This window comes from Streptomyces sp. NPDC046203 (assembly GCF_040646255.1).
Lineage (GTDB): Bacteria > Actinomycetota > Actinomycetes > Streptomycetales > Streptomycetaceae > Streptomyces.
Genome location: NZ_JBEYZX010000026.1, coordinates 1 through 20,743, shown reverse-complemented (window position 1 = coordinate 20,743; position 20,743 = coordinate 1). Strand labels below are relative to the sequence as shown.

Annotated in this window: 17 protein-coding genes; 14 read left to right on the top strand and 3 right to left on the bottom strand. The window is 74.3% G+C overall.

What is annotated here, in order from left to right; translation table 11 throughout:
• Positions 1-79: 79 nt before the first annotated feature.
• The 12 genes from ABZ990_RS19440 (at position 80) to ABZ990_RS19385 (ending at position 11,351) form a co-directional block, all read left to right on the top strand.
• On the top strand, positions 80-520 hold the full coding sequence (locus tag ABZ990_RS19440) for a phage tail protein (RefSeq protein ID WP_361232629.1): 441 nt from the start codon (positions 80-82) through the stop codon (positions 518-520).
• 4 nt (positions 521-524) lie between these two features.
• Positions 525-1,394 (top strand): LysM peptidoglycan-binding domain-containing protein, encoded by an 870-nt coding sequence (locus tag ABZ990_RS19435; RefSeq protein ID WP_361232626.1) that lies wholly within the window; start codon positions 525-527, stop codon positions 1,392-1,394.
• Positions 1,394-3,244 (top strand): VgrG-related protein, encoded by a 1,851-nt coding sequence (locus tag ABZ990_RS19430; protein WP_361232624.1) that lies wholly within the window; start codon positions 1,394-1,396, stop codon positions 3,242-3,244. The genes ABZ990_RS19435 and ABZ990_RS19430 overlap by 1 nt, the downstream gene beginning before the upstream one ends.
• 110 nt (positions 3,245-3,354) lie before the next feature.
• Positions 3,355-3,642 carry a PAAR domain-containing protein gene (locus ABZ990_RS19425; protein ID WP_361232621.1) on the top strand — a complete coding sequence of 96 codons (288 nt, stop codon included), beginning with the start codon at positions 3,355-3,357 and terminating at the stop codon, positions 3,640-3,642.
• A gap of 8 nt (positions 3,643-3,650) precedes the next feature.
• Positions 3,651-4,055 (top strand): GPW/gp25 family protein, encoded by a 405-nt coding sequence (locus tag ABZ990_RS19420; RefSeq protein WP_361232619.1) that lies wholly within the window; start codon positions 3,651-3,653, stop codon positions 4,053-4,055.
• Positions 4,052-6,208, top strand: a complete 2,157-nt coding sequence (locus ABZ990_RS19415) for a putative baseplate assembly protein (protein ID WP_361232616.1) — start codon at positions 4,052-4,054, stop codon at positions 6,206-6,208. Before ABZ990_RS19420 ends, ABZ990_RS19415 begins: the two co-directional genes overlap by 4 nt.
• A 5-nt stretch (positions 6,209-6,213) precedes the next feature.
• Entirely contained in the window at positions 6,214-6,774 is a 561-nt protein-coding gene (locus tag ABZ990_RS19410) for a phage tail protein (protein WP_361232614.1), read from the top strand.
• A gap of 506 nt (positions 6,775-7,280) precedes the next feature.
• Positions 7,281-8,072: a discoidin domain-containing protein gene (locus tag ABZ990_RS19405; RefSeq protein WP_361232611.1), complete on the top strand. Its 792-nt coding sequence runs from the start codon at positions 7,281-7,283 to the stop codon at positions 8,070-8,072.
• 448 nt (positions 8,073-8,520) lie between these two features.
• A complete protein-coding gene (locus ABZ990_RS19400; protein WP_361232608.1) occupies positions 8,521-8,880 on the top strand; it encodes a hypothetical protein in 360 nt (119 codons plus the stop codon).
• Between the two features lie 226 nt (positions 8,881-9,106).
• Positions 9,107-10,144 (top strand): questin oxidase family protein, encoded by a 1,038-nt coding sequence (locus tag ABZ990_RS19395; protein ID WP_361232606.1) that lies wholly within the window; start codon positions 9,107-9,109, stop codon positions 10,142-10,144.
• Positions 10,145-10,404: 260 nt separating this feature from the next.
• Positions 10,405-10,746, top strand: a complete 342-nt coding sequence (locus tag ABZ990_RS19390) for an STAS domain-containing protein (RefSeq protein WP_361232603.1) — start codon at positions 10,405-10,407, stop codon at positions 10,744-10,746.
• Between the two features lie 263 nt (positions 10,747-11,009).
• Positions 11,010-11,351 (top strand): STAS domain-containing protein, encoded by a 342-nt coding sequence (locus tag ABZ990_RS19385; RefSeq protein ID WP_361232789.1) that lies wholly within the window; start codon positions 11,010-11,012, stop codon positions 11,349-11,351.
• A gap of 558 nt (positions 11,352-11,909) precedes the next feature.
• Here ABZ990_RS19385 and ABZ990_RS19380 read toward each other — a convergent pair.
• The gene (locus ABZ990_RS19380) at positions 11,910-12,911 is read right to left on the bottom strand and encodes a SigB/SigF/SigG family RNA polymerase sigma factor (protein ID WP_361232600.1); all 1,002 of its coding nucleotides are present in this window, start codon (positions 12,909-12,911) and stop codon (positions 11,910-11,912) included.
• 237 nt (positions 12,912-13,148) lie between these two features.
• Between ABZ990_RS19380 and ABZ990_RS19375 the strand changes: the two genes are divergently transcribed.
• The gene (locus ABZ990_RS19375) at positions 13,149-13,844 is read left to right on the top strand and encodes an ATP-binding protein (protein WP_361232597.1); all 696 of its coding nucleotides are present in this window, start codon (positions 13,149-13,151) and stop codon (positions 13,842-13,844) included.
• 148 nt (positions 13,845-13,992) lie between these two features.
• On the top strand, positions 13,993-17,175 hold the full coding sequence (locus tag ABZ990_RS19370; protein WP_361232594.1) for a HAMP domain-containing protein: 3,183 nt from the start codon (positions 13,993-13,995) through the stop codon (positions 17,173-17,175).
• Between the two features lie 126 nt (positions 17,176-17,301).
• Here the strand turns inward: ABZ990_RS19370 and ABZ990_RS19365 are convergent, their stop codons facing one another.
• A complete protein-coding gene (locus tag ABZ990_RS19365) occupies positions 17,302-19,812 on the bottom strand; it encodes a SpoIIE family protein phosphatase (RefSeq protein WP_361232591.1) in 2,511 nt (836 codons plus the stop codon).
• 255 nt (positions 19,813-20,067) lie between these two features.
• Positions 20,068-20,743 (bottom strand): rhodanese-like domain-containing protein (locus tag ABZ990_RS19360; RefSeq protein WP_361232588.1); only part of this gene is annotated, 676 nt, incomplete at its 5' end.

The window sequence follows — 20,743 nt, the reverse complement described above, 5'->3', positions numbered from 1 at the left end:
AGCCCACGCCCCTGACAGCCCGCGATCCCCCGATCACCCGCCCCCACCCCTGACCCGCGTCCGAGAGGAGTGAGCTCCCGTGGCCACCGCCGCCAAGAACGACGAGCCCGCCGTCAGCGTCTGCTTCGTCGTCACCGTCGACGACATCGAACTCGGGTCGTTCAACACCTGTGAGGGACTGGGCTGCGAGGTCGTCCTGGAGACCCGGGAGGAGGGCGGGAACAACGGGCATGTGTGGCAGCTGCCGACCCGGCTGAAGTACTCCAACGTCAAGCTGTCCAGGCCGCTCACCCGGGACACCGAGAAGGTGGCGCGCTGGTTCGCCAGTATGACGACCGGGTTCACCCGCAAGACCGCGCACATCGAGGCGCGGACCGGGGACGGGCGGACGGTCGCCCAGTGGGGGCTGCTCGAAGTGGTGCCGGTGCGGTGGACGGGGCCGTCGTTCACGCCCGAGTCGCCGAAGGTGGCGACGGAGACGATCGAGATCGCCCATCACGGCTATGTGATGGAGGGCTGAGTCCATGGCCCCACCGCCTCCCGGCGGCCCGATCGCCTTCAGTGCGGCCGGCACCTCCGGTGTCACGGCCGCGTCCGGGAAGGGCGCGTCCGCGCGGCCGAAGCTGGAGCACGCGTATCTGGAGCTGCGCACCCCGCCGTCGGGCGGCGGCCTCACTCCGGGCGGTCCGTGCGGCCGGATCGAATTCCAGTTCAATCCGAAGGAGTTGAGCCTGACGAAGGCGGCGGCGTGGAAGCGGACTCCGGCGAAGGGCGCGAAGAGCGCCGGGCCGCCGGAGTACCAGGGGCCGCAGCCCAGCAAGTTGACGGTGGAGATGTTCTTCGACGCGGGTGACACCCAGGACAACCGGGTGGTGACGGCGGTGGAGCAGCTCTTCGCGTGCTGTGTGCCGACGAGCGAGACCCGGCAGCAGCAGCGTTCGTCGCCGCCGTGGGTGGTGTTCCACTGGGGCGGGCTCACCGGATTCCCCGGCTATGTCAGTCAAGTGCAGGCGAAATACACCCTGTTCACCACGTCCGGGGTGCCGATCCGGGCGGTCTGCCAGGTCACGATGGAGGAGATCAGTGGCGAGACCCCGGGGCAGAATCCGACCTCCGGGGCGCTCACCGCGCGGCGGACGCACCGGGTGGCGGCCGGGGATTCGCTGCCGTCGCTGGCGCAGCGCGAGTACGGGGATCCGGCGGCCTGGCGGGTGATCGCGGAGGCGAACGGCATCGACGATCCGCTGCGGCTCGCCCCCGGACGGCAGTTGCTGCTGCCCGCGCCCGACGAGCTGGGCCGGCTGCGAGACGGAGCGCGGCCGGACGACAGGTGGCGGGACGGTGGATACGCCACCGGCGGCGGGCGCACGACCGACGGCCGGGGGGAGCGCTGATGGCGCCGCCCGGCGTCGCGTCGGCGCTCGTCGTGGAGGTGGCGGGCCGGCCGCTGCCGGCCCGGCTGATGAACACCCTGGTCGAGGGGTACGTCGACGACAGTCGGACGCTGCCCGATCTGTTCCTGCTGCGGTTCCGCGACCCGGACCGGACCCTGCTCGCGCAGGGCGGGATCGCGGTCGGCGCGGAGATCCGGCTGCTGGCCCGGGGCGGGGGCGGCACGGAGCCGCGTCCGCTGCTCGACGGGATGGTGACGGCGCTCGAACTGGAGCTGGACGAGTCGGGCACGTTCACGGTGGTCCGCGGGCTCGACGAGACCTGCCGGCTGCTGCGCGGGGCGCGGGTGGCGGGCTACCAGAACATGACGCTCTCCGACATCGTCGCCCAGGTCGCCCGGCGCGCCGGGCTGAAGCCGGGCACGGTGGACGTGGCGGGTCCGGTGCTCGACCATGTCGTCCAATCCAACGTCACGGACTGGGAGTTCGTACGCGGCCTGGCCGAGGAGGCGGGCGCGCAGGCGTATGTCCAAGGCGGGCGGCTGCATGTGGCGAAGCCGCCGGCGGCGGGCGGCGCGCCGGACGCGTCGGCGCGCGCGGAACGCGACCCTCTGGTCCTGGAGTTGGGGGCCAATCTGTTGCGCTGCCGGGCGTCGGTGTCGGCGGCCGAGCAGGTCTCCGAGGTGGAGGTGCGCGGCTGGGACGTGCGGGGCAAGCGGGCGCTGGTGGGCCGGGCCCCGGCGGGCAGTTCACCGTCGCTCGCGCTCGGGGTGACGGCGGCCGAGGTGACGGCGCCGTTCGGGGAGGCCCGCCATGTGGTGACGGACGGCGGGTACGGGACGCAGGAGCGGGTCGACCGGGCGGCGAAGGCGCTGGCCGAGCGGATCGCGGGCGCGTTCGCGGAGCTGGAGGCGGTGATCCGGGGCAATCCGGAGGTGCGGGCGGGTTCGGCGGTGGCGCTGAACGCGGTCGGGGAGCCGTTCGAGGGCCGGTACACGGTCACGTCGTCACGGCATGTCTTCGACGCGCTGCGCGGCTACGAGACCTGGCTGACGGTGTCGGGGCAGCAGGAGCGCTCGCTGTACGGCCTGACGGGCGGCGGAGCGTCCGGCCGGTCCCCGAACACCGGCGGCGGCGGTCTGGTGAACGCGACGGTGACGGACACCCAGGACCCGGAGGGCTCGGGCCGGGTGAAGGTGGCTTTCCCGTGGCTGTCGGACGAGTACGCGAGCGACTGGGCGCGTACGGCACAGGCGTCCGGCACCGGAGGCGGCGAGCCGTACATCCCGGAGGTCGGCGACGAGGTGGTGGTCGGTTTCGATTTGGGACGGCTCGATCGTCCGTACGTCCTGGGCGGGTTGTACAACGGGCAGGACCGGCCGTCGGGCGGCGGGCAGGTCGATCCGACCTCGGGGGCGGTGGACCGGCGTGCTTTCGCGTCCAAGGGCGGGCACCGGCTCGAACTGCTCGACGCGGCGGGCGGGGCGCAGGGCGTGAAGCTGCGGACCGGCGACGGGAAGCTGACGATCGACCTGGACCAGTCGGGGACGACGGTCACCATCGGCAGCGACGGCGCGGTGCGGATCAGCGCGAAGGAGAAGGTGTCGATCACGGCCTCGGGCGGGGTGAGCGTCGACGCCGAGCACGGTGCGCTCGAACTGCGCGGTGACAGCGTGACCTTGACTGGACGTCAGGGTGTGAGTGTCGACGGCGGGCAGGGCGCGGTACGGCTGGCGACCGGCGGCGCGGTGGACGTCCAGGGCGCCTCGGTCACGGTGGACGGCACGCAGCGTACGGAACTCAAGGGCGGGACGACGCTGTCGGTCAGCGCGCCCCTGGTCAAGATCAACTGATCGTCGCGGGCGGATGCCCGGCAAGGCGGCGAAACGGCGAAGCGACGACTCGGCGAGTCGGTGATTCGGTGAGTCGGTGAGTCGGTGAATCGGCAGGAACGGAGCGGGAGATGGCACAGACAGCGGCGGCCGCGGCGCGGGTCGGCGATCCCACCGCGCATCCAGGGGTGATCGGCCCGCCCGGCGTGCCGTCGGTCCTGATCGGCGGGCGGCCCGCGGCGACGGTCGGCACCGCGCACCAGTGCCAGTCCCCGGTCGGCCATCCGCCGTCCGTGCTCGTACCGCCCGGCTCGGCGACGGTCCTCATCGGGGGCCGGCCGGCGGCCCGGGCGGGCGATCTGTCGGGCTGCGGTTCGACGGTCGTGTCGGGGTGCGCATCGGTACTGATCGGAGGCTGAGGAGCGGCATGGGACAGGAGTTCATCGGCGCGGGCTGGGCGTTCCCGCCGCGTACCGACGCCACCGGGTCGATCGCCCTCGTCCGGGGCGAGCGCGAGCTGGAGGAGTCGATCCGGCTGATCCTGGCGACCTCGCCCGGGGAGCGGCCGATGCGTCCGGAGTTCGGCTGCGCCGTCAACGACTACGTCTTCGCGCCGGCCGACGCGGGCACGGCGGGGCAACTCGCCTACGAGGTACGGCTCGCGCTGGAACGGTGGGAGCCGCGCATCGAGGTGACCGAGGTCGCGGTCCGCTTCGACGAGGCCGACAACGGAGTGTTGTACATCGACATCGGCTACACCGTGCGCGGCGCCAACGACCCGCGCAATCTCGTCTTCCCGTTCTATGTGATCCCCCAGGAGGACCGGGCATGACCCTGCCGAGCCCGAATCTGGACGACCGGCGTTTCCAGGGCCTGGTGGACGAGGCCAAGCGGTACGTCCAGCGGCGCTGCCCGGAGTGGACGGACCACAATGTGTCGGACCCCGGGGTCACGCTCATCGAGGCGTTCGCGACCATGGTGGACCAGCTCGTCTACCGGGTGAACCGGGTGCCGGAGAAGAGCTATCTGACGTTCCTCGACCTGATCGGGGTGCGGCTGCATCCGCCGACGGCGGCGGGGACGGACGTGACGTTCCGGCTGTCGGCGCCGCAGCCGGAGCCGGTGGTGGTGCGGGCGGGGACGGAGGTGGCGACGGTCCGTACCGAGACCGAGCCCGCGGTGGTGTTCACGACCACCCGCGATCTGACGATCCCGCCGTGCGCGTTCGCGGCCCTCGCGACCTGGCCGGCGGCGGACGGCGACGACCAGAGGGGCGGGCAGAGAGGCGGGCAGGGGGGCCGGCAGGAGAGCGGACCGGGGGGCGGTCCGAGTTCACCGGCCGGCGGAGCCGGGGCGCCGCCGGCCGGGGGCGGTCCGAGGATGGCGAAGGGCGGCGGCGGGCGCGGCGCCGCGGACCGCACCGAGGAGCTGGCCCTCGGCCGCGAGGTGCCCTGTTTCTCGCCCTCCCCCACCCCCGGCGACGCGCTGTACGTGGGCCTCACGGCGGCCGTCCCGGCCGGGGTCGTGGTGCTCCGGCTGGACTGCGACGTCCAGGGCGTCGGGGTCGACCCGCTGCGGCCGCCCCTGGTGTGGGAGGCATGGGACGGGAGCCGCTGGTCGGCGTGCGAGGTGGAGAAGGACGACACGGGCGGCTTCAACCGGTCCGGCGAGCTGATCCTGCATCTGCCCGCCACGCACACCCCGGGGCGGATCGTCCGGCGCACCGGCGGCTGGCTGCGCTGCCGGCTCGTCGCGGCGGCGCCCGACCAGCCGACGTATGTGGCACCGCCGGTGGTCCGGGGCGTCACCGCGTTCACGATCGGCGCGACCGTCGGCGCGGAGCACGCGGAACGGATCGCGGACGAGCTTCTCGGCGCGGCGGAGGGCGTACCGGGCCAGTCGTTCACGATCGCCCGACCGCCGGTGGTGCCGGGCGAGTTCGCCCTGGAGGTGACCCCTCGGGAGCCCACCGGGGCCGCGATCCCGGCCATGACCACGACCACGGCTACGACCACGGCCGTGGGTGGCGGGGCGGCGCCCGCCGAAGTGTGGACGCGGGTCGACGACTTCGCCCACTCCGGCCCGGACGACCGCCACTTCACCCTCGACGAGGGCACGGGCCGGGTCGAGTTCGGTCCGGCGGTACGGGAACGGGACGGCACCGTACGGCACTTCGGTGCGGTCCCCGCCAAGGGAGCCGCCGTGCGGGTCCGTTCGTACCGTACGGGCGGCGGGGCAAACGGCAACGTGGCGCGCGGGACGCTGCGGGTGCTGCGCGGCACGGTGCCGTTCGTGGCGCGGGTGGAGAACCGGCGGCCCGCGATCGGCGGGGTCGACGGCGAGAGCGTGGACAGTGCCCGGATCCGGGGCCCGCTGACCCTCCGTACTCTCCAACGGGCCGTCGTACCAAGGGATTACGAGCTTCTCGCCCACGAGGTGGCACCGGACGCGGCCCGGGTGCACTGCGTACCCGACGACGGCGAGGCCGGGGTACGGCTGCTCGTCGTGCCGTCGGGGCGCGGCGGTGCCGACGGCCGGATCGCCTTCGACGACCTGATCCCGCCCGCGGGCACCCTGGAACGGATCGCCGGCCATCTGGACGCCCGCCGCCCGATCGGGGCGCGCCTCGCCGTCGAGCCGCCGTACTACCAGGGCGTCACCTTCGTGGCGACCGTGCAGGCGGGGCGCGGCGCCTCGGCCGAGCGGGTCCGCGAGACGGCGCTCGCCGCGCTGAACGGCTACTTCGACCCGCTCACCGGCGGTCCGTCCGGCGACGGCTGGCCGTTCGGGCGGCCGGTGCAGACGGGCGAGGCGTACGCCGTGCTCCAGCGGGTCGCGGGCGTCGACCTGGTCGACGACGTACGGCTCTACCGGGCCGATCCGGTGACCGGGCAGCGCACCGAGGTGCCCGGCGGACGGATCGTGCTCGACCCGCACGCGCTGGTCTTCTCGTACGAGCACCAGCTGCGGGTCCGGGAGGTCTGACCGCCGTGCGCAGCGACGTCCCCGGGCTGCCGAGCCCGCATCCATTGATCGACCTGCTGCCGGCGGTCTATCTGGAACACGACTTCCTGGCGCGGTTCCTGGCGGCGCTCGACGAGGTCCTCGCCCCGGTGCTGCTGAACATCGACAATCTGCCCGCGCACCTCGACCCCCGGCACGCGCCCGAGGACTTCCTGGAATGGCTGGCGGGCTGGGTGGCGGCGCCGCCGCCCGGCGAGCCGGGCGCGGTCCCGGTGGAGCGGCGGCGCGCCGAGGTACGGGGCGCGGTGGCCCGGCACCGGGCGCGCGGGACGGTGGCCGGGCTCGCGGAGGCGCTGCGGGTCGAGACGGGCGGGGTGGAGCCGCTGATCACGGAGAGCGGCGGCACGGTCTGGTCCGCTACTCCGGGCACTCCGCTGCCGGGCGGCGGGCGGCCGTGGGTGACGGTGCGGCTGCCGATGGCCGATCCGGGGCGGGTGCGCCGGACCCGGATCGAGGAGCTGATCCGGGGGGAGATCCCGGCGCATGTGGGGTTCACGCTGGAACTGTCGCCGGGGGGCGCGGGATGAGCGGTACGGACGGGCGGGGCGGCGGCCCGGGTGGTGGCCCGGGTGGCATGGTGTGCCCGGCGTGCGGGCGGCGGAACGAGGCGGGGACGCCGTTCTGTTCGTCGTGCGGGACATTCCTGGACTGGGACGAGGAAAGGGAAGAGGACGGGGGGCCTGGGGGTGGAGGGCCCGGGGGTGGGAGCGGGGATGGTGCCGGGCGGGAGGTGCGGGCCGAGGCAGGGGAGGCGCCGAGGGCGGGAGCGCCCGTGCTCGCACCGCCCGTACCGCCGGTGGTCCCCGCGCCGGCCCCCGCTGCCGCTCCCGTAGCGCCTCCGGCCCCGCCTCCCCCTCCCGTACCTCCTGCCCACCCTGCGTCGCCCGTGTCGTCCGCGCCTTCACCCTCTCCTGCCCCGGCCGCCCCACCCGCCCCACTTGCACCGCCCCGCCCCCCATCCGCGCCCACCACCAGGGCCGGGACCGAAGCCGGGCCCGGGCTGCGGCGGCCGGGGGCCGAGCGCGGTCCGGCCGTGCCGGGGCCGCCCCCGGAGCGGGAGGAGGCACCGCCCGAGCCCGCACGGCAGACGCCGGCCGCGACCGTGCGCTGCCCCAACTGCCGTACCGAGAACACGGCCGACCGCACCCTGTGCGTCCGGTGCGCCCTGCTCCTGGACCCCGGGCCGCCGCCTGCCGTCCGGCCGCCGTGGTGGCGCCGGCTGCTGCGCCGCGAGCGGCGGGCGGCCCCCGTCGCGGGCACCCGCCCGCGCCCGGCCTGGCGCCGTCCCCGGGTGGCGCTGCCGGTGATACTGCTGCTCCTCGCCGTGGGCGTCTGGTTCGCCCTGCCGCACGTGGGGAGTTGGCTGGGGCTCGCGCGCGACGAGACGGGGACGCCCGAGTCGCTGCCGCCGGCCGCCGTCCGGGCGTCCAGCGCACTGAAGGGCCATCCGGCGGACGCGGCCTTCGACGGCTTCACCAACCGCTACTGGGCGCCCGTCACGCAGGACGGCGCGACGCTGGAGGCCGACTTCGAAGCGCCCGGGGTACGGGTGACGAAGCTGGTGGTGTTCGGGGGGACGTCGGCGAAGAAGGACGAGTTCCTCACCCAGGCCCGCCCGGCCCGGATCCGGGTCGAACTGATCGCGGCGGACGGCAACACGTCGACTCACCACATCACCCTCAAGGATCAACCCGGCCAGCAGACCTTCGACATACGCGGCAAGGACGTGGTCCGGGCCCGGCTCGCCCCGGAGACCTGGTACGGGGCCGAGCACGGGCATCGACTCGCGCTGGCCGAGGTCGAGTTCTTCGGCCACCGCTCATGAGGCGGGCCACGGCCGAGGGGCGGACCCTCCCCGGGCGGGTCCGAAGACCGGGCGCTCCCACGTCCCCACCAAGCGGTCCATGGTCATGCCCCGGGCCGTCAACAGGCCACACACCCCCGATCCCACAGTGTGCTCCAGATCACACCCATGCATTACCGTCGTCAGTCCGCCCGCCCGCCCGCCCACGGAAGGCCAGGAGGTCTCGTTGTCCTCGGCACCGCCCTCTCCCAGCAACGACCCGAGCCCGGCCCCGGACCCGCAATCGCCCGCGAGCCCGACCACGGACCCGAGTCCGAGTCCGAGTCCGACCACCGACTCGGGGTCCAGGCCGGCGGCTTCGCCGCCTCGGCCATCGGGCCTGCGCCGGGCACGGGCGTGGTTCGGCGGCCTGTCCGAGGCGGGCAAGGTCGGTCTGGTCACGGCCGCGCTCACGACCATCGGCGGAGGGGTGTTCGGCCTGGCCAACGCCGCTCTGAGCGACAGCCCGGCCGGCGCGGAGACGCCGGCGGCCGGTCCGCCCGCGCAGACCGCCTCTTGCGAGGTCCGGGGCGAGTTCATGCACTGCACCGTCGCCAAGGCGGAGATCAAGGTGTACCGCGACCGTGCGTACGACTCCGGGAGCGCCCGCACCCTCACCGCCGGTGAGACCGTCCGGTTCCGGTGCTGGGGGCACGGCGACGCCCAGCCGGGAGGCGGCGACATCTGGTACTGGACTCAGTTCAAGGACCAGGATTACAAGGGCAATGTCGCCGCGGTGGACCTGAACACGGGCAGCGTCGCCCCCGCCGGCCTCAACGAGTGCGGCTGACGTTCCGCCCGAGCCGCCCCGGGCGAAGCGAAGGTTCCCGCCGGGAGTTCCGGCGGAGGCCGCCTCGCCGACGGGCGGGCCGCTGCCGGTGCCACCACCGGCACCCGGACACCGCCGGACAGTCACATGACCAGGTCCGACGGACCTAGACCTCCGGAACCGGGCCCCCGGGTCTAGGGCCTCCGACCGTTCCGCGCCGGGCGACCGCGCCCCTACCGGCCCCGGCATGACGAACGCTCACATCGACACGTCCGGCGTCCTCGACGAGGCCCTCCAGCGCCTGCACATCACCGGCCCCGAGCATCACGGCCGGCTCAGCAACCACGCTCCGATGGCCGTCGAGGCGCTCGCCGCGCACGGCCGGGCCGCAGCGGTGCACCGCTGGCTCGACCGCTACGCGCCGAAGCTCGACGAGTTCCCATCCCGTGTCGCCCCGGTCACGACCGCCACCTGGGCGGACGCACTCGGGGACATCCGCCGCGCCGCCGACTGGATCGACTTCTTCGACCGCGAACTCGCCGGCCGGCCGTGGCGCGCGGTGCTCGCCGAGTGGTGGCCCCGGCTGCTGCCGGGTCTGTACGGCGCGGCCACGCACCCGGTGATCCGGGTCGGCCACGCCGTCCGTACCCTGCTGGCCACCGAGGACGCCGCCGCGGAGATCACCGCGCCACGGCTGGCCGAACTCGGCCAGGCCCTCGGCTACTGGGCCGCCCGCCATCTCCCCGTCACCGGCGTCGCCCCGCTCCCCGGGGCCGGGCGGGCCGCCGACGCGCTCGACGCGGTGCCCCCGCTCACCGAGCAGCGCGGCATCTTCCCGGACCGGCTCGCCCGGGTGACCGGCCTGCCGGTGTGGGCGGACGGGGTCACCGACCCCGAGACGGTACGGGCGCGCCTGACCGAACTCGTCCGCGCCGCCACCCACCGGTACGCGACCCACGGCCACGGCGAGGCGACGATGCTGGTCCACTCGGCCACGGCTCCCAACGCCGTCCTGCGGGTCCTGCCCGCCCTCCCCCGCGCCCAGTGGGCGCCGAGCCTGGCGGCCGCGTGGACCGCCGCGGCGGCCGTGACCGCGATGTACGGCCCGGCCGCCCCGCGTCCGGCGACCGCACCCGGCTCGCTCACGGCGGAGGAACTCCTCGCGCTCGCCCTCGCACACGGGGACGAACACGTCATCAAGCTCACGGACACGGCTCTGGACGTCGGCGACGGCCCCGCGTTCTCGGCGGCCCTCCGCGCGATCGAACTCAGCGCCCGCCCCTGACCACCGCTCGCGGCCCATCTCCCTCGCCCGCCCCGCCCGGCCCGGAATGACGCGCATGCCCGGCGCCGGACGGGGCAGCCGCTCCGTAGAGGAACACGGGGACGCCCCGGACGACCGAGGCGACCTCGACGGCAAGGGCAACGAAGAAGCGGGAAGGAACGAGACGAAGGGGGCACGGAGGTCGCGGAGGTACGGAGATGGATCCCGTACGGTGTCGCCGCTCCGCCCACCGCGCGGTACCCGGACCACGGACGTACCGGATGCCGAACGGAGCGGCCTGGGTGGTCCGCGAGCCGTCGCCGTGGCCCGGCACGGTCGTGCTCTCCGCGACCGGCGAGTTCGATCTGCACACCGTCGGGTGTCTGCGCCAGGCACTCGCCGAGGCGCGGCACGACGACGACGGGCACACCGTGCTCGACATCTCGCAGGTGTGCTTCGGCGACTCGGCTTTCCTGCACGCGCTGGTGGCGGCGCGCTCGGCCGACCCGGGGATCGTCCTGGCCGGTCCGGTGCCCCGGCAGTTGCGGCAGCTGTTCGCGCTGAGCGGGACGCGGCGCCTGTTCACCTTCGCCAAGGACCGCGCCGCCCTCGGGTTCGGCTGAGTCGCGGCGCGGGGGCGCGGCGGAGAAGGCGGAGAACAACGGGAGGGAAGGCACGGAAGGGAGGCCGCGCGCGCATGGGCGGCATGAACGACATGAACGGCAACGGCACGGTGGATACGAACGCGACGCACGGCACAGGCAGCACAGGCGGCACAGGCAGCGCCGGCGGTACGGACCGCCGGGAGGCGCCGGCCGGACGTACCGAGCGCCTGGCCGTCCGCACCCTGACCCCGCCGCCGGGCGCCGCCGGGGCCGCCGGATCCCTGGACGAGACCGTCGTCCTCGCCCTGACCGGCGAACTCGACCACGACACCGCGGCCCCGCTCAAGGAGGCCCTGGCCACGCACACCGGCCCCCGGCGGCGGATCGTGGTGGACTGCGCGGGCCTGCGGTTCTGCGACTCCACCGGCCTGAACGTGCTGCTCCGCGCCCGCCTGCGGATGCTGGACGAGGGCGGCCGGCTCGACCTCGCCGGGCTGGGGCCGCCGGTGGACCGGATGTTCGAGATCACGGGCGCGCTGTCCGTCTTCCGGGTGTACGAGAACACGGCCGCCGCCCTCGCGGACTGCCCCGCGGCCGGCGTACCCGCGCCGGAGGGGTCGTGAGCGCGCCCGGTGCCGGTACCCCCGGCGCGCGAGGCCCGGCCGCCGCGCCGGCACCGGCCCCGGCCACCGCGCAGAGCAGCGCCCCGGCCACGCCGAAGGAGCAGGTCCGGCGGCTCGTCCTCGGCGGGGCCGGCGGCGCCGTGACCCGGTGTCGCGACTTCACCGCCGCGGCGCTCGCCGAGTGGGGCTGGCTCCCGGCGACGACCCCGGAGGGCCGCGAACGCGCGGAGGACACGCTGCTCCTGGTCTCGGAGGTGGTGACCAACGCCTGTCTGCACGCGGACGGGCCCGAGGAACTGGTGCTGCGCCACAGCGGGCACGAAGACGGAAACGAAGCCCCGGACGGCGAGAGGCACCGGGCCGGGGACGGGCCTTACCCGGGTGCCCGGCTGCGGATCGAGGTGTCCGACGCGAACCCCGTACCCCCGCGTCCGCGTGCCCCGCGCTCCCCCGCCCTGCCCGGTGGACACGGTCTGATGGTGCTCGACCGGCTGGCGGGCGCCTGGGGCTCGGCGGCCAAGGCCGACGGCAGCCCCGGCAAGGTGGTGTGGCTGGAGATCAGCCGCCCGTCCCCGCCGCCCGGGCCCCTCGATTACCGTGATCGCCGTGATCGCCGTGATCGTCGCGGGGACCACCCGGGTCCTCAGCGGGATCACTCCGGTCGCCGGCCCGACCATCCTGGCCATCCCGAGCATCCCGATCGTCCCGGTCTGCGAGAAGCCCCGCCCTGAGCTCGTCGAGGATGCGGGCGAGCAGCCGGGAGACGTGCATCTGGGACAGCCCGAGCCGGTCGCCGATCTGCGCCTGGGTGAGTTCCGCACCGAAGCGCAGCGAGAGGATGTGCCGGTCCCGTTCGTCGAGACCCGCGATGAGCGGCCGGAGCGAGGTCAGGTCCTCGATCAGCTCGTACGCGGCCTCCGGCGCGGCCAGCAGGCGTAGATACGTGCGCGGGGTCTCCGCGTCCTCGTCGAGGGCGCTCTCCAGGGAGCGGGCGGTATAGCCGCGGGCCGCCAGTTCGCCCTCGGCGATCCGCTCCTCGCTCAGATGCAGACACGCGGCGAGTTCGGCGCGGGTCGGCCGGTGGCCGAGCCGCTGTTCGAGCAGGTCGGCCGTCCTGGCGAGGTCGATCCGCAGTTCCTGGAGCCGGCGCGGCACCCGGACGGCCCAGCTGGTGTCCCGGAAGAACCGTTTCATCTCGCCGATCACGGTCGGTAGCGCAAACGCCGAGAACTCGATGCCCCGGCCCGGGTCGAAGCGGTCGATCGCCTTGATCAGGCCGATGGTGCCGACCTGGACGATGTCCTCCACCTCCTCGGGGCGGTGCCGGAAGCGCCGCGCGGCGAACCGGACCAGGCTCAGGTTCAGCTCCACCAGGGTGTTGCGGACGTAGGCGTGCTCGGGCGTGCCCGGTTCCAGGTCCCGCAGCCGGACCAGCAGCGCGACGGACAGCGTCTGCGCCCGGTGGGTGGAGACGCTCGTGGGGCGGGCGATCTCGGGCAGACCCGCCAAGGCCGCGCGCCGCACGGTGGCGGGCGCACGGGCAGCCGTCACAGTGGCCATGTCGCTCCTTCGACGGAGGCGGTGGGCCTGCGCCGCGCGGTCGGCGGGCTGTCCCCGGGCTGCGGCGCCCGGTACTGCCGTACCCCGGCCACTGGCGTGCGGCCGGGGTCGCGCGGAGTGGTCGCGCGGCGGGGTCCGTCGGTCGAGCGTCCCGTGAGGAACGTCCATGGAGGAGGATTCCCGCACGGCTGTCCTTTGACACGGTTTGATCCGCCCGGGAGTGGATAGCCGCAGCGTATGGCCATAGGGACGGAACCCGGGGCGCGGCCCCCGGAGGCGGACGGGATCCCCGCCGGTCCCGGGATCCTCTCCGGTCCGGCGGGCCGCGACTGCCTGCGCCGCGCGCTGTCGGACGGGCCCGAGGTGATCGCTGAGTGCCGCGATCTGACCCGGCGGGCGCTACGGGACTGGTTCGGGCCGGACGGGGACCCCGAGCGGATCCCCGTGGCGGACGCGCTGCTGCTCGTCTCCGAGGTCGTCACGAACGCCCGCACGCACGGGGGAGCCCCGTACGAGATCCGTCTCGACCGCGCCGGGCGGACGCTGCGGGTCCGGGTCAGCGACACCAGCCCCGTCCCGCCCCGCGCGCACGGCCCGCACCGGCCGGACCGCGCCTCGGGACACGGACTCTTCCTGCTGCGGCGGCTCGCGACCCGGTGGGGTTCGGTGCCCCGGGGCAGCGGGGGCAAGACGGTGTGGTTCGAGGTGGAGGTGCCACCGATGGAGGTGGCGCGCGCGGAGGCCGTGCCACTGCCGGAGGCCGTACCGCTACCGGAGACCGCGTCGCCCGGGAAGCCCGCGCCACCGCTGGAGGCCGTACCGCCGCCCGGTTCCGCGCCGCCCACGGAAGCCGTACCGGCGCCGCCCGAGCCCGTACCACCGGGCACGGACGCACCATCGTTGTCCGGTACGGGACCGGCCGGCGGTTCCTGACCGGCCCACCCCGCCGCCGGCGCGCGCCCGAAAGGCCCGGCGCCGGGCCCGGCCCTAGAGTGGACGAAGGGCAGGCACCGTCCCTCCGTACGAGCACGTCACGGCGTCCGGCATCCCGGCAACGGCGTCATGGCGTACGAGGTCCTTCATGGCACAGCGCAGAGCAGCGCCCGGCGGCGATCAGGGCTCCGCACGCCCCTCACCCGAAGAACCCCACGAGCCGCACGAACCCCACGAACCGCACGAGCCCGGTGAGCCCGGCAACGCGTCCGACCCGCCCGGCACCCCCGCCCCGACCCACACGGCACCGGCCGCACCCGACGCCCCCGACGAGCGGGCGCTGCGGCGGCTGCTCGGCGGGCTGACCGCCGTACGGGACGGAGATCTGTCCGTACGGCTACCGGAAGGCGCCGACGGTGTCCTGGCGGACATCGCGGCCGTCTACAACGACATGGTCGACCGGTTGTCGCTGCTCACCTCCGAGGTCACCCGGGTGGCCGGCGAGGTCGGCGGGCAGGGGCTGCTGGGCGGCCGGGTGCACGAGCCGAGGGCGCGCGGGGCGTGGCAGGAGCTGACCACCGGTGTGAACACCATGGCCGACAACCTCACCTCGCAGGTGCGCTCGATCGCGCAGGTCGCCACCGCCGTCGCGCGCGGCGACCTCACCCAGAAGATCCGGGTGGAGGCGCGGGGCGAGATCCTGGAGCTGAAGGAGACCATCAACACGATGGTCGACCGGCTGTCGTCGTTCGCCGAGGAGGTCACCCGGGTGGCCCGCGAGGTCGGCACCGAGGGCAAGCTCGGCGGCCAGGCGCGGGTGCGCGGGGTGTCCGGCACCTGGAAGGACCTCACCGACAACGTCAACTCGATGGCGGACAACCTCACCAACCAGGTCCGCAACATCGCCCAGGTGACCACGTCCGTCGCCCAGGGCGATCTGACCCGGCAGATCGACGTGTCGGCGCGCGGCGAGATCCTGGAGCTCAAGACCACGATCAACACGATGGTCGACCAGCTGTCGTCGTTCGCCGCCGAGGTGACCCGGGTGGCGCGCGAGGTCGGCACCGAGGGCAAGCTCGGCGGGCAGGCGGAGGTCGAGGGCGTGTCCGGCACCTGGATGCGGCTCACCGAGAACGTCAACACGCTGGCCGGAAACCTGACCCGCCAGGTGCGGGCGATCGCCGAGGTCACCAGTGCGGTCGCCGAAGGCGATCTGACCCGCTCCATCACCATGGACGCCCCCGGCGAGGTCGGCGAGCTGCGCGACAACATCAACGCGATGGTCGAGTCGCTGCGCGCCACCACCCGCGCGAACGAGGAGCAGGACTGGCTGCAGACCAACCTCGCCCGGATCACGGCACTGCTCCAGGGCACCCGCGGGGTCTCCGAGATCGCCGAGCTGATCATGGCGGAGGTGCCGCCGCTGGTGTCGGCGCAGTACGGGGCGTTCTTCATCCTGGAGGAGGGGCCGTACGGGCCGGTCCTGACCATGTCGGCGGCGTACGGGCTCGCCACCCCGGGCCCCGGCCGGCACGCGCGCCGTTTCAAGATCGGCGAGGGGCTGGTGGGGCAGGCGGCCCGGGACCGGCGCGCCCTGCTCGTCGACCCGCTGCCCGAGGGATACGCCACGATCTCCTCGGCCGTCGGCTCGGGCGGCCCGGCGGCCCTCGTCGTGCTGCCGATCGTGGTCGAGGACCAGGTGCTCGGCGCCGTCGAACTCGCCTCCCTCCAGCCCTTCGGCGCCCTCCAACGCGACTTCCTGGACCGGTTCGTGGTCAGCGCGGGGGCCGTCCTCAGCTCGCTTGTGGCCAATCTGCGCACCGATGAACTGCTCGCCCAGTCCCGCAGCCTCGCCGACGAACTACGCTCCCGCACCCAGGAGTTGCAGGCCCGACAGCGTGAACTCCAGCGCTCCAACGCCGAACTCCAGGAGCAAGCGGAGCTGCTCGCCGACCGCAACAAGGACATCGAGTCGAAGAACCGGGTCATCGAGCAGGCCCGGCAGGAGCTGGAGACCCGGGCGCAGCAGCTGTCGCGGACGTCGATGTACAAGTCCGAGTTCCTCGCCAACATGAGCCACGAGCTGCGCACCCCGCTCAACAGCCTGCTGATCCTCGCCCGGTTGCTCGCCCAGAACCCGGAGGGGAATCTGACGGAGAAGCAGATCGACTACGCGGAGGTCATCCACTCGGCCGGCTCCGATCTGCTCCAGCTCATCAACGACATCCTCGACTTGTCGAAGGTCGAGGCGGGCAAACTGGAGGTACGGCGCGAGCCCTTCGCGCTGACCCAGCTGCTCGAATACCTGGAGGCGGCGTTCGGTCCGGTGGCCGACGAACAGGGCCTCGACTTCACCGTCACCGTCGCCCCGGACGTACCGGCCCATCTGACCAGCGACGAGGCACGGTTGCGTCAGGTGCTGCGCAATCTGCTGTCCAACGCGCTGAAGTTCACCGAACGCGGCCGGGTCTCGCTCACCGTCGAGCACACCCCGCCCGACGAGATTCCCGCCGCCCTGCGCGAGGCGGCCGAGGGCGAGGGCCGCCCGGTGCTCGCCTTCCGGGTCGCGGACACCGGCATCGGGATCCCGGGCGACCGACTGCGGCACATCTTCGACGCCTTCCACCAAGGGGACGGGACCACGGCGCGCGAGTACGGCGGTACCGGCCTCGGACTGTCGATCAGCCGGGAGCTGGCCGCGCTGCTCGGCGGGGTCATCGAGGTCGAGAGCGCCCCGGGCGAGGGCAGCGTCTTCACGTTCCACCTGCCCGAACGGGCGGTGGAGGGAGGTGTCGAGAGCGGCGAAGCGGGTGCCGCGGGCACCACGGCGGACGCGGCGCGGGCGGCGGCGGGCGCCGCGACGGAGACCGGTGCGGAAGTCGGGACGGAAACCGGAACGGAAGCCGGGCCCGCGGACGCCCCGCACGACCGGGGCGCCGCGCCCGCCACCTCCACCACCACCCCCGCCACCGTGCTCGTGGTCGACGACGACACCCGCAACGTCTTCGCCCTCACCCAGGTCCTGGAGTCACACGGGCTGCGCGTCCTCACCGCCGACGGCGGTCTGCGCGCCCTCGATCTGCTCACCGGGGACACCCATGTCGATCTGGTCCTGATGGACGTGATGATGGCCGGCATGGACGGCTACCGGACCATCGAGGAGATCCGCCGGCTGCCCTCCCGCGCCGGGCTTCCGGTGATCGCGGTCACCGCGAAGGCCATGCCGGGCGACCGGCTGCGCGCTCTGGAGGCGGGCGCCGACGACTATCTCGCCAAGCCGGTCGACGAGGACGAGCTGATGGTCAAGATCGGTCACCGGCTGGGGAGTTGACGCCGATCCCGCAGGGGGCCGAGCCCGCACCCCGGCCCGCGCACGTGTCCGTACCGGGCCCGTCGCCCAGGGGCCGGCCACTCAGGGGCCAGGCAGGCACAGCACGGCTCCTCACAGCCCTGCCCCTCAAATCCCGGTCGCCTCGCCCTCCCCCGGCCCGGCATCCGCCGCCTCTCCCTCCGCCGCACCCGGGTCACCAGCACCCGGCTCACCGGCAGTCGGTTCACCGGGGTGCCGCACCCGGACCGCGACGATGCTCGTGTCGTCGTCCGTGTCCCCCATCTCCGTCCCGAGCAGCCCGTCCACCAGCCGTTCCGTGCTCCCGCCCGCCGCGAGCCGCCCCGCCGCCGCGACCAGCCGGGCGATCCCGGCCCCGAGGCCGTCGTGGCGGCGCTCCACCAGGCCGTCGGTGTAGAGCAGCAGGATGTCCCCGGGGCGCAGGGCGGTGCGCCGTTCCTCGTAGGTGTACGCGGGGACCGCGCCCAGCAGGATGTCCTGGGGCGGTTCGAGCAGCCGGGCCCGGCCGTCGCGGACGAGGAGCAGGGGCAGGTGGCCGGCGCTGGACCAGACGAGTTCGCCGTCCTCCGGGTCGTACAGCGCGCACACGGCCGTGGCGGTGGACCCGTCGCCGGTGCGCAGGGTGACCTCGTTGAGCCAGCTCATCAGCTGCCCCGGCGGGCGGCCGGTGAAGGCGAGCGCGCGCTGCGCGTTGCGCAGGGCGACCATGCCGGTGACGGAGTCGATGCCGTGCCCCGCGATGTCGCCGACGGTCACCAGGACCTTGCCGGACGGCAGCGGCAGGACGTCGTACCAGTCGCCGCCCACCTGGTACTCCTCGGCGGCCGGACGGTAGCGGGCCGCGACGGTCAGTCCGCCGGGCAGCTCGCGCAGGGCGGTCGCCTCGGGGACGATCGCCTGCTGGAGCTGGAGCGCGAGCTGGTGGCGGAGCTCGGCCTGGTCGCGGACGGCGGTGAGGTGGTCGAAGGTCGCGGTGAGGGCGAGTTCGGTGCGCCGGGTGGCGGAGACGTCCTGGTAGACGCCGACGAAGCCGGTGACCGTGTCCCCTTCGAGCAGTGGCTCGGCCGCGACCCGGACATGCCGGACGGATCCGTCGGGCAGCACGGTCCGCAGTACCGCCTGGGCGCCCGAGCGGCCGTCGGTCAGGGTGCGCAGGAGCACGGTGAGCGCGTCGCCGTCCTCGCGGTGGATCCGGCCGCGCAGCGCGAGCAGCGGCACCGGCGCCTCGTCGCGGGACATGCCGAAAATTGCGTACGCCTGCTCGGACCACACCGTGTCGCCGCTGGTCAGACTGTCCTGGAAGGTCGCGACGCTCTGCAGCCGGGCCACCGCGCGGCCGGCGGCGAGACCCGGGTCGCTCATGGTGTGCCACAGCACGACGGCCCGCTCGGCCCCCGCGCGCAGCACGCGGACGTCGAGCAGGGGGCCCGGGGGCGGCGCCGCGTGGCCGCGCGGCAGATGCGGGGCGTGCTGCGGGTGCCGGGTGTGGCGGGCGCGCAGCACCAGCCGGGCCAGTTCTCCGTGGGCCTGCGGGAAGACGCGTTCGAGCGAGCGGTTCTCGGCGGGCGGGATGCCGCCGAGGGCGGTCAGGGCGGCCTCGTTGGCGTGTTCGAGTACGGGCTCGCCGGTCACGGTGTCGGTGCGCAGCAACGCCCCTGGATGTGCCAGCGCGTCCAGGACGTCGACCAGGACCGGCGCGCCGGACTCCTCGCCGTCCGGCCGATCGAGCACCGCCGAGGCCACGTCCATCAGACCTCCGACGGCGCGCCGCAGCGCGGGCCCGAACGCGACCGGCCCCGGCCAGCCCACCACGGCCACTCCGACGGTGACCCCGCGCCTCCGCAACGGCAGCAGCGCCCGGGCCGCGCCTGGCCTGGCCCCGGGGAGTGGGACCGGGTCGGCGGGTTCGGCGGACCCGACGGCCGGACCGGCGGCCTGGCCGGCGGCCTGACTGGTGGCCTGACTGGTGGGCGGACCGACGGGCGAGACCTCGGGGATCTCCGGGGCATCCGGCGTGGCGGGTGCCGTCGGTGTCGTCACGGTGGCACCGGGCGTGGCGGCGCCCTCCACCCATACGGCGGTGTTGTCGACGAGGGCGCTGTGGAACGGCCCCGGGGCCGCCGGCGGAATCCACTGCCAGGCCATCGCCTCCGCCGCGCCGACACCCGCGTGCCCGGCGAGCCGGAGACAGCCGTCGACCGTACGCCACAACCACAGGCTGTCGGCGCCGAGCGGTACCAGACCGCCCTCCAGGAGGGTGCGGACACCGTCCCCGGCGTCCTCGGCGGTCTCGGCGGCGACGGCGGTACGGCGCAGCCGCCGGGCCAGGCCGGGCGGCAGCGGTTCGGGCGGGGTGACCCGGGGGTCGCCGGGAGCGCCGACGGCGTTCACGACGTCGGCGGCGAGGTCTTCGGGGGACAGTCCGGTCGCGTCGGCGAGGGCGACGAGATGGTCGTACGCCTCGATCGTGGACAGACCGACCTGGGCGGCGAGCACGCCGGTGGCGAGGTCCAGCAGTCGGCGGCGGGCGGCTTCGGCCCGCAGCCGCCGATTCTCGGCGGCGAGCCCGGCGAAACCGGACTCGGCCCGTGGGGCGGACGCTCCCGCGGGATCGGCCACGTCGACACCTCCGCGTCGGCCTCCGGAGCGGTGCTCGTACCCCTACGGGAGTCTACTCGCGGGGCCTCGCCGGGGCCGTCCGAGCGGCGCCGGACGGGGGCTGCGCAGGGTCGCCGGGCGGGCCCGGACGGGGCTACCCGGCAGGTCATGGGGTAGACGGACCGGAACCCGGCCGTGCGGGGGTCACGACCGGGTTCCGGTGGCTGATCGGCCCCCTACAAGGGGGCGGGTGCCGGGTGGGGGTCCGGCAGGGGCTCAGGCTTCCGACGCTTCGAGCAGGGCCCAGGCCGCGTACCCGCCCAGAACATCGGACACATCCGTAAAGCCCTGATGACGCAGGTAACTGGCCGCGATCGAGGACCGATGGCCGCCCGCGCAGTGCAGAACCAGCGGCCGGTCACGAGGAATCTCCTCCAGACGCGTCGGCAGCTCACCCAGCGAAATGTGCAGAGCCGAGTCGATGAACCCGACACTGCCCCGCTCACCACAGTTACGCACGTCCACAACCAGCGGCGGGGTGTCCCCCGCCAGTTCCTCACGCAGCTGCGCGGCCGTCAGCCGGCTCGCCGGCGTAACCTCGCCGGCCAGGGCGACCAGCGCATCCTCCGGCGAACGGAGGTAGCCGGTCACCCGGTCGAAACCGATCCGCGCCAGACGCGTGACGATCTCCTCCTCACGATTCTGCGGCGCCAGAACCAGCAGCTCGTCCTTCGGCGCAAGCACCGTGCCCGCCTGTTCGGCGAACCGGCCATCGGCCGGCACATTGACCGCACCACGCAGATGACCCGCCGCGAACTCGTGCGGATCACGCGCGTCGACCACCACCGCACCCGCCCCACGCCGCGCGGTGAACTCCTCCACCGTCAACGGCTTCGGCGCCGCCGCCGGATCGAACAGGCCACGCTCACGCCGGTTCAGATCGGCGTCGTAG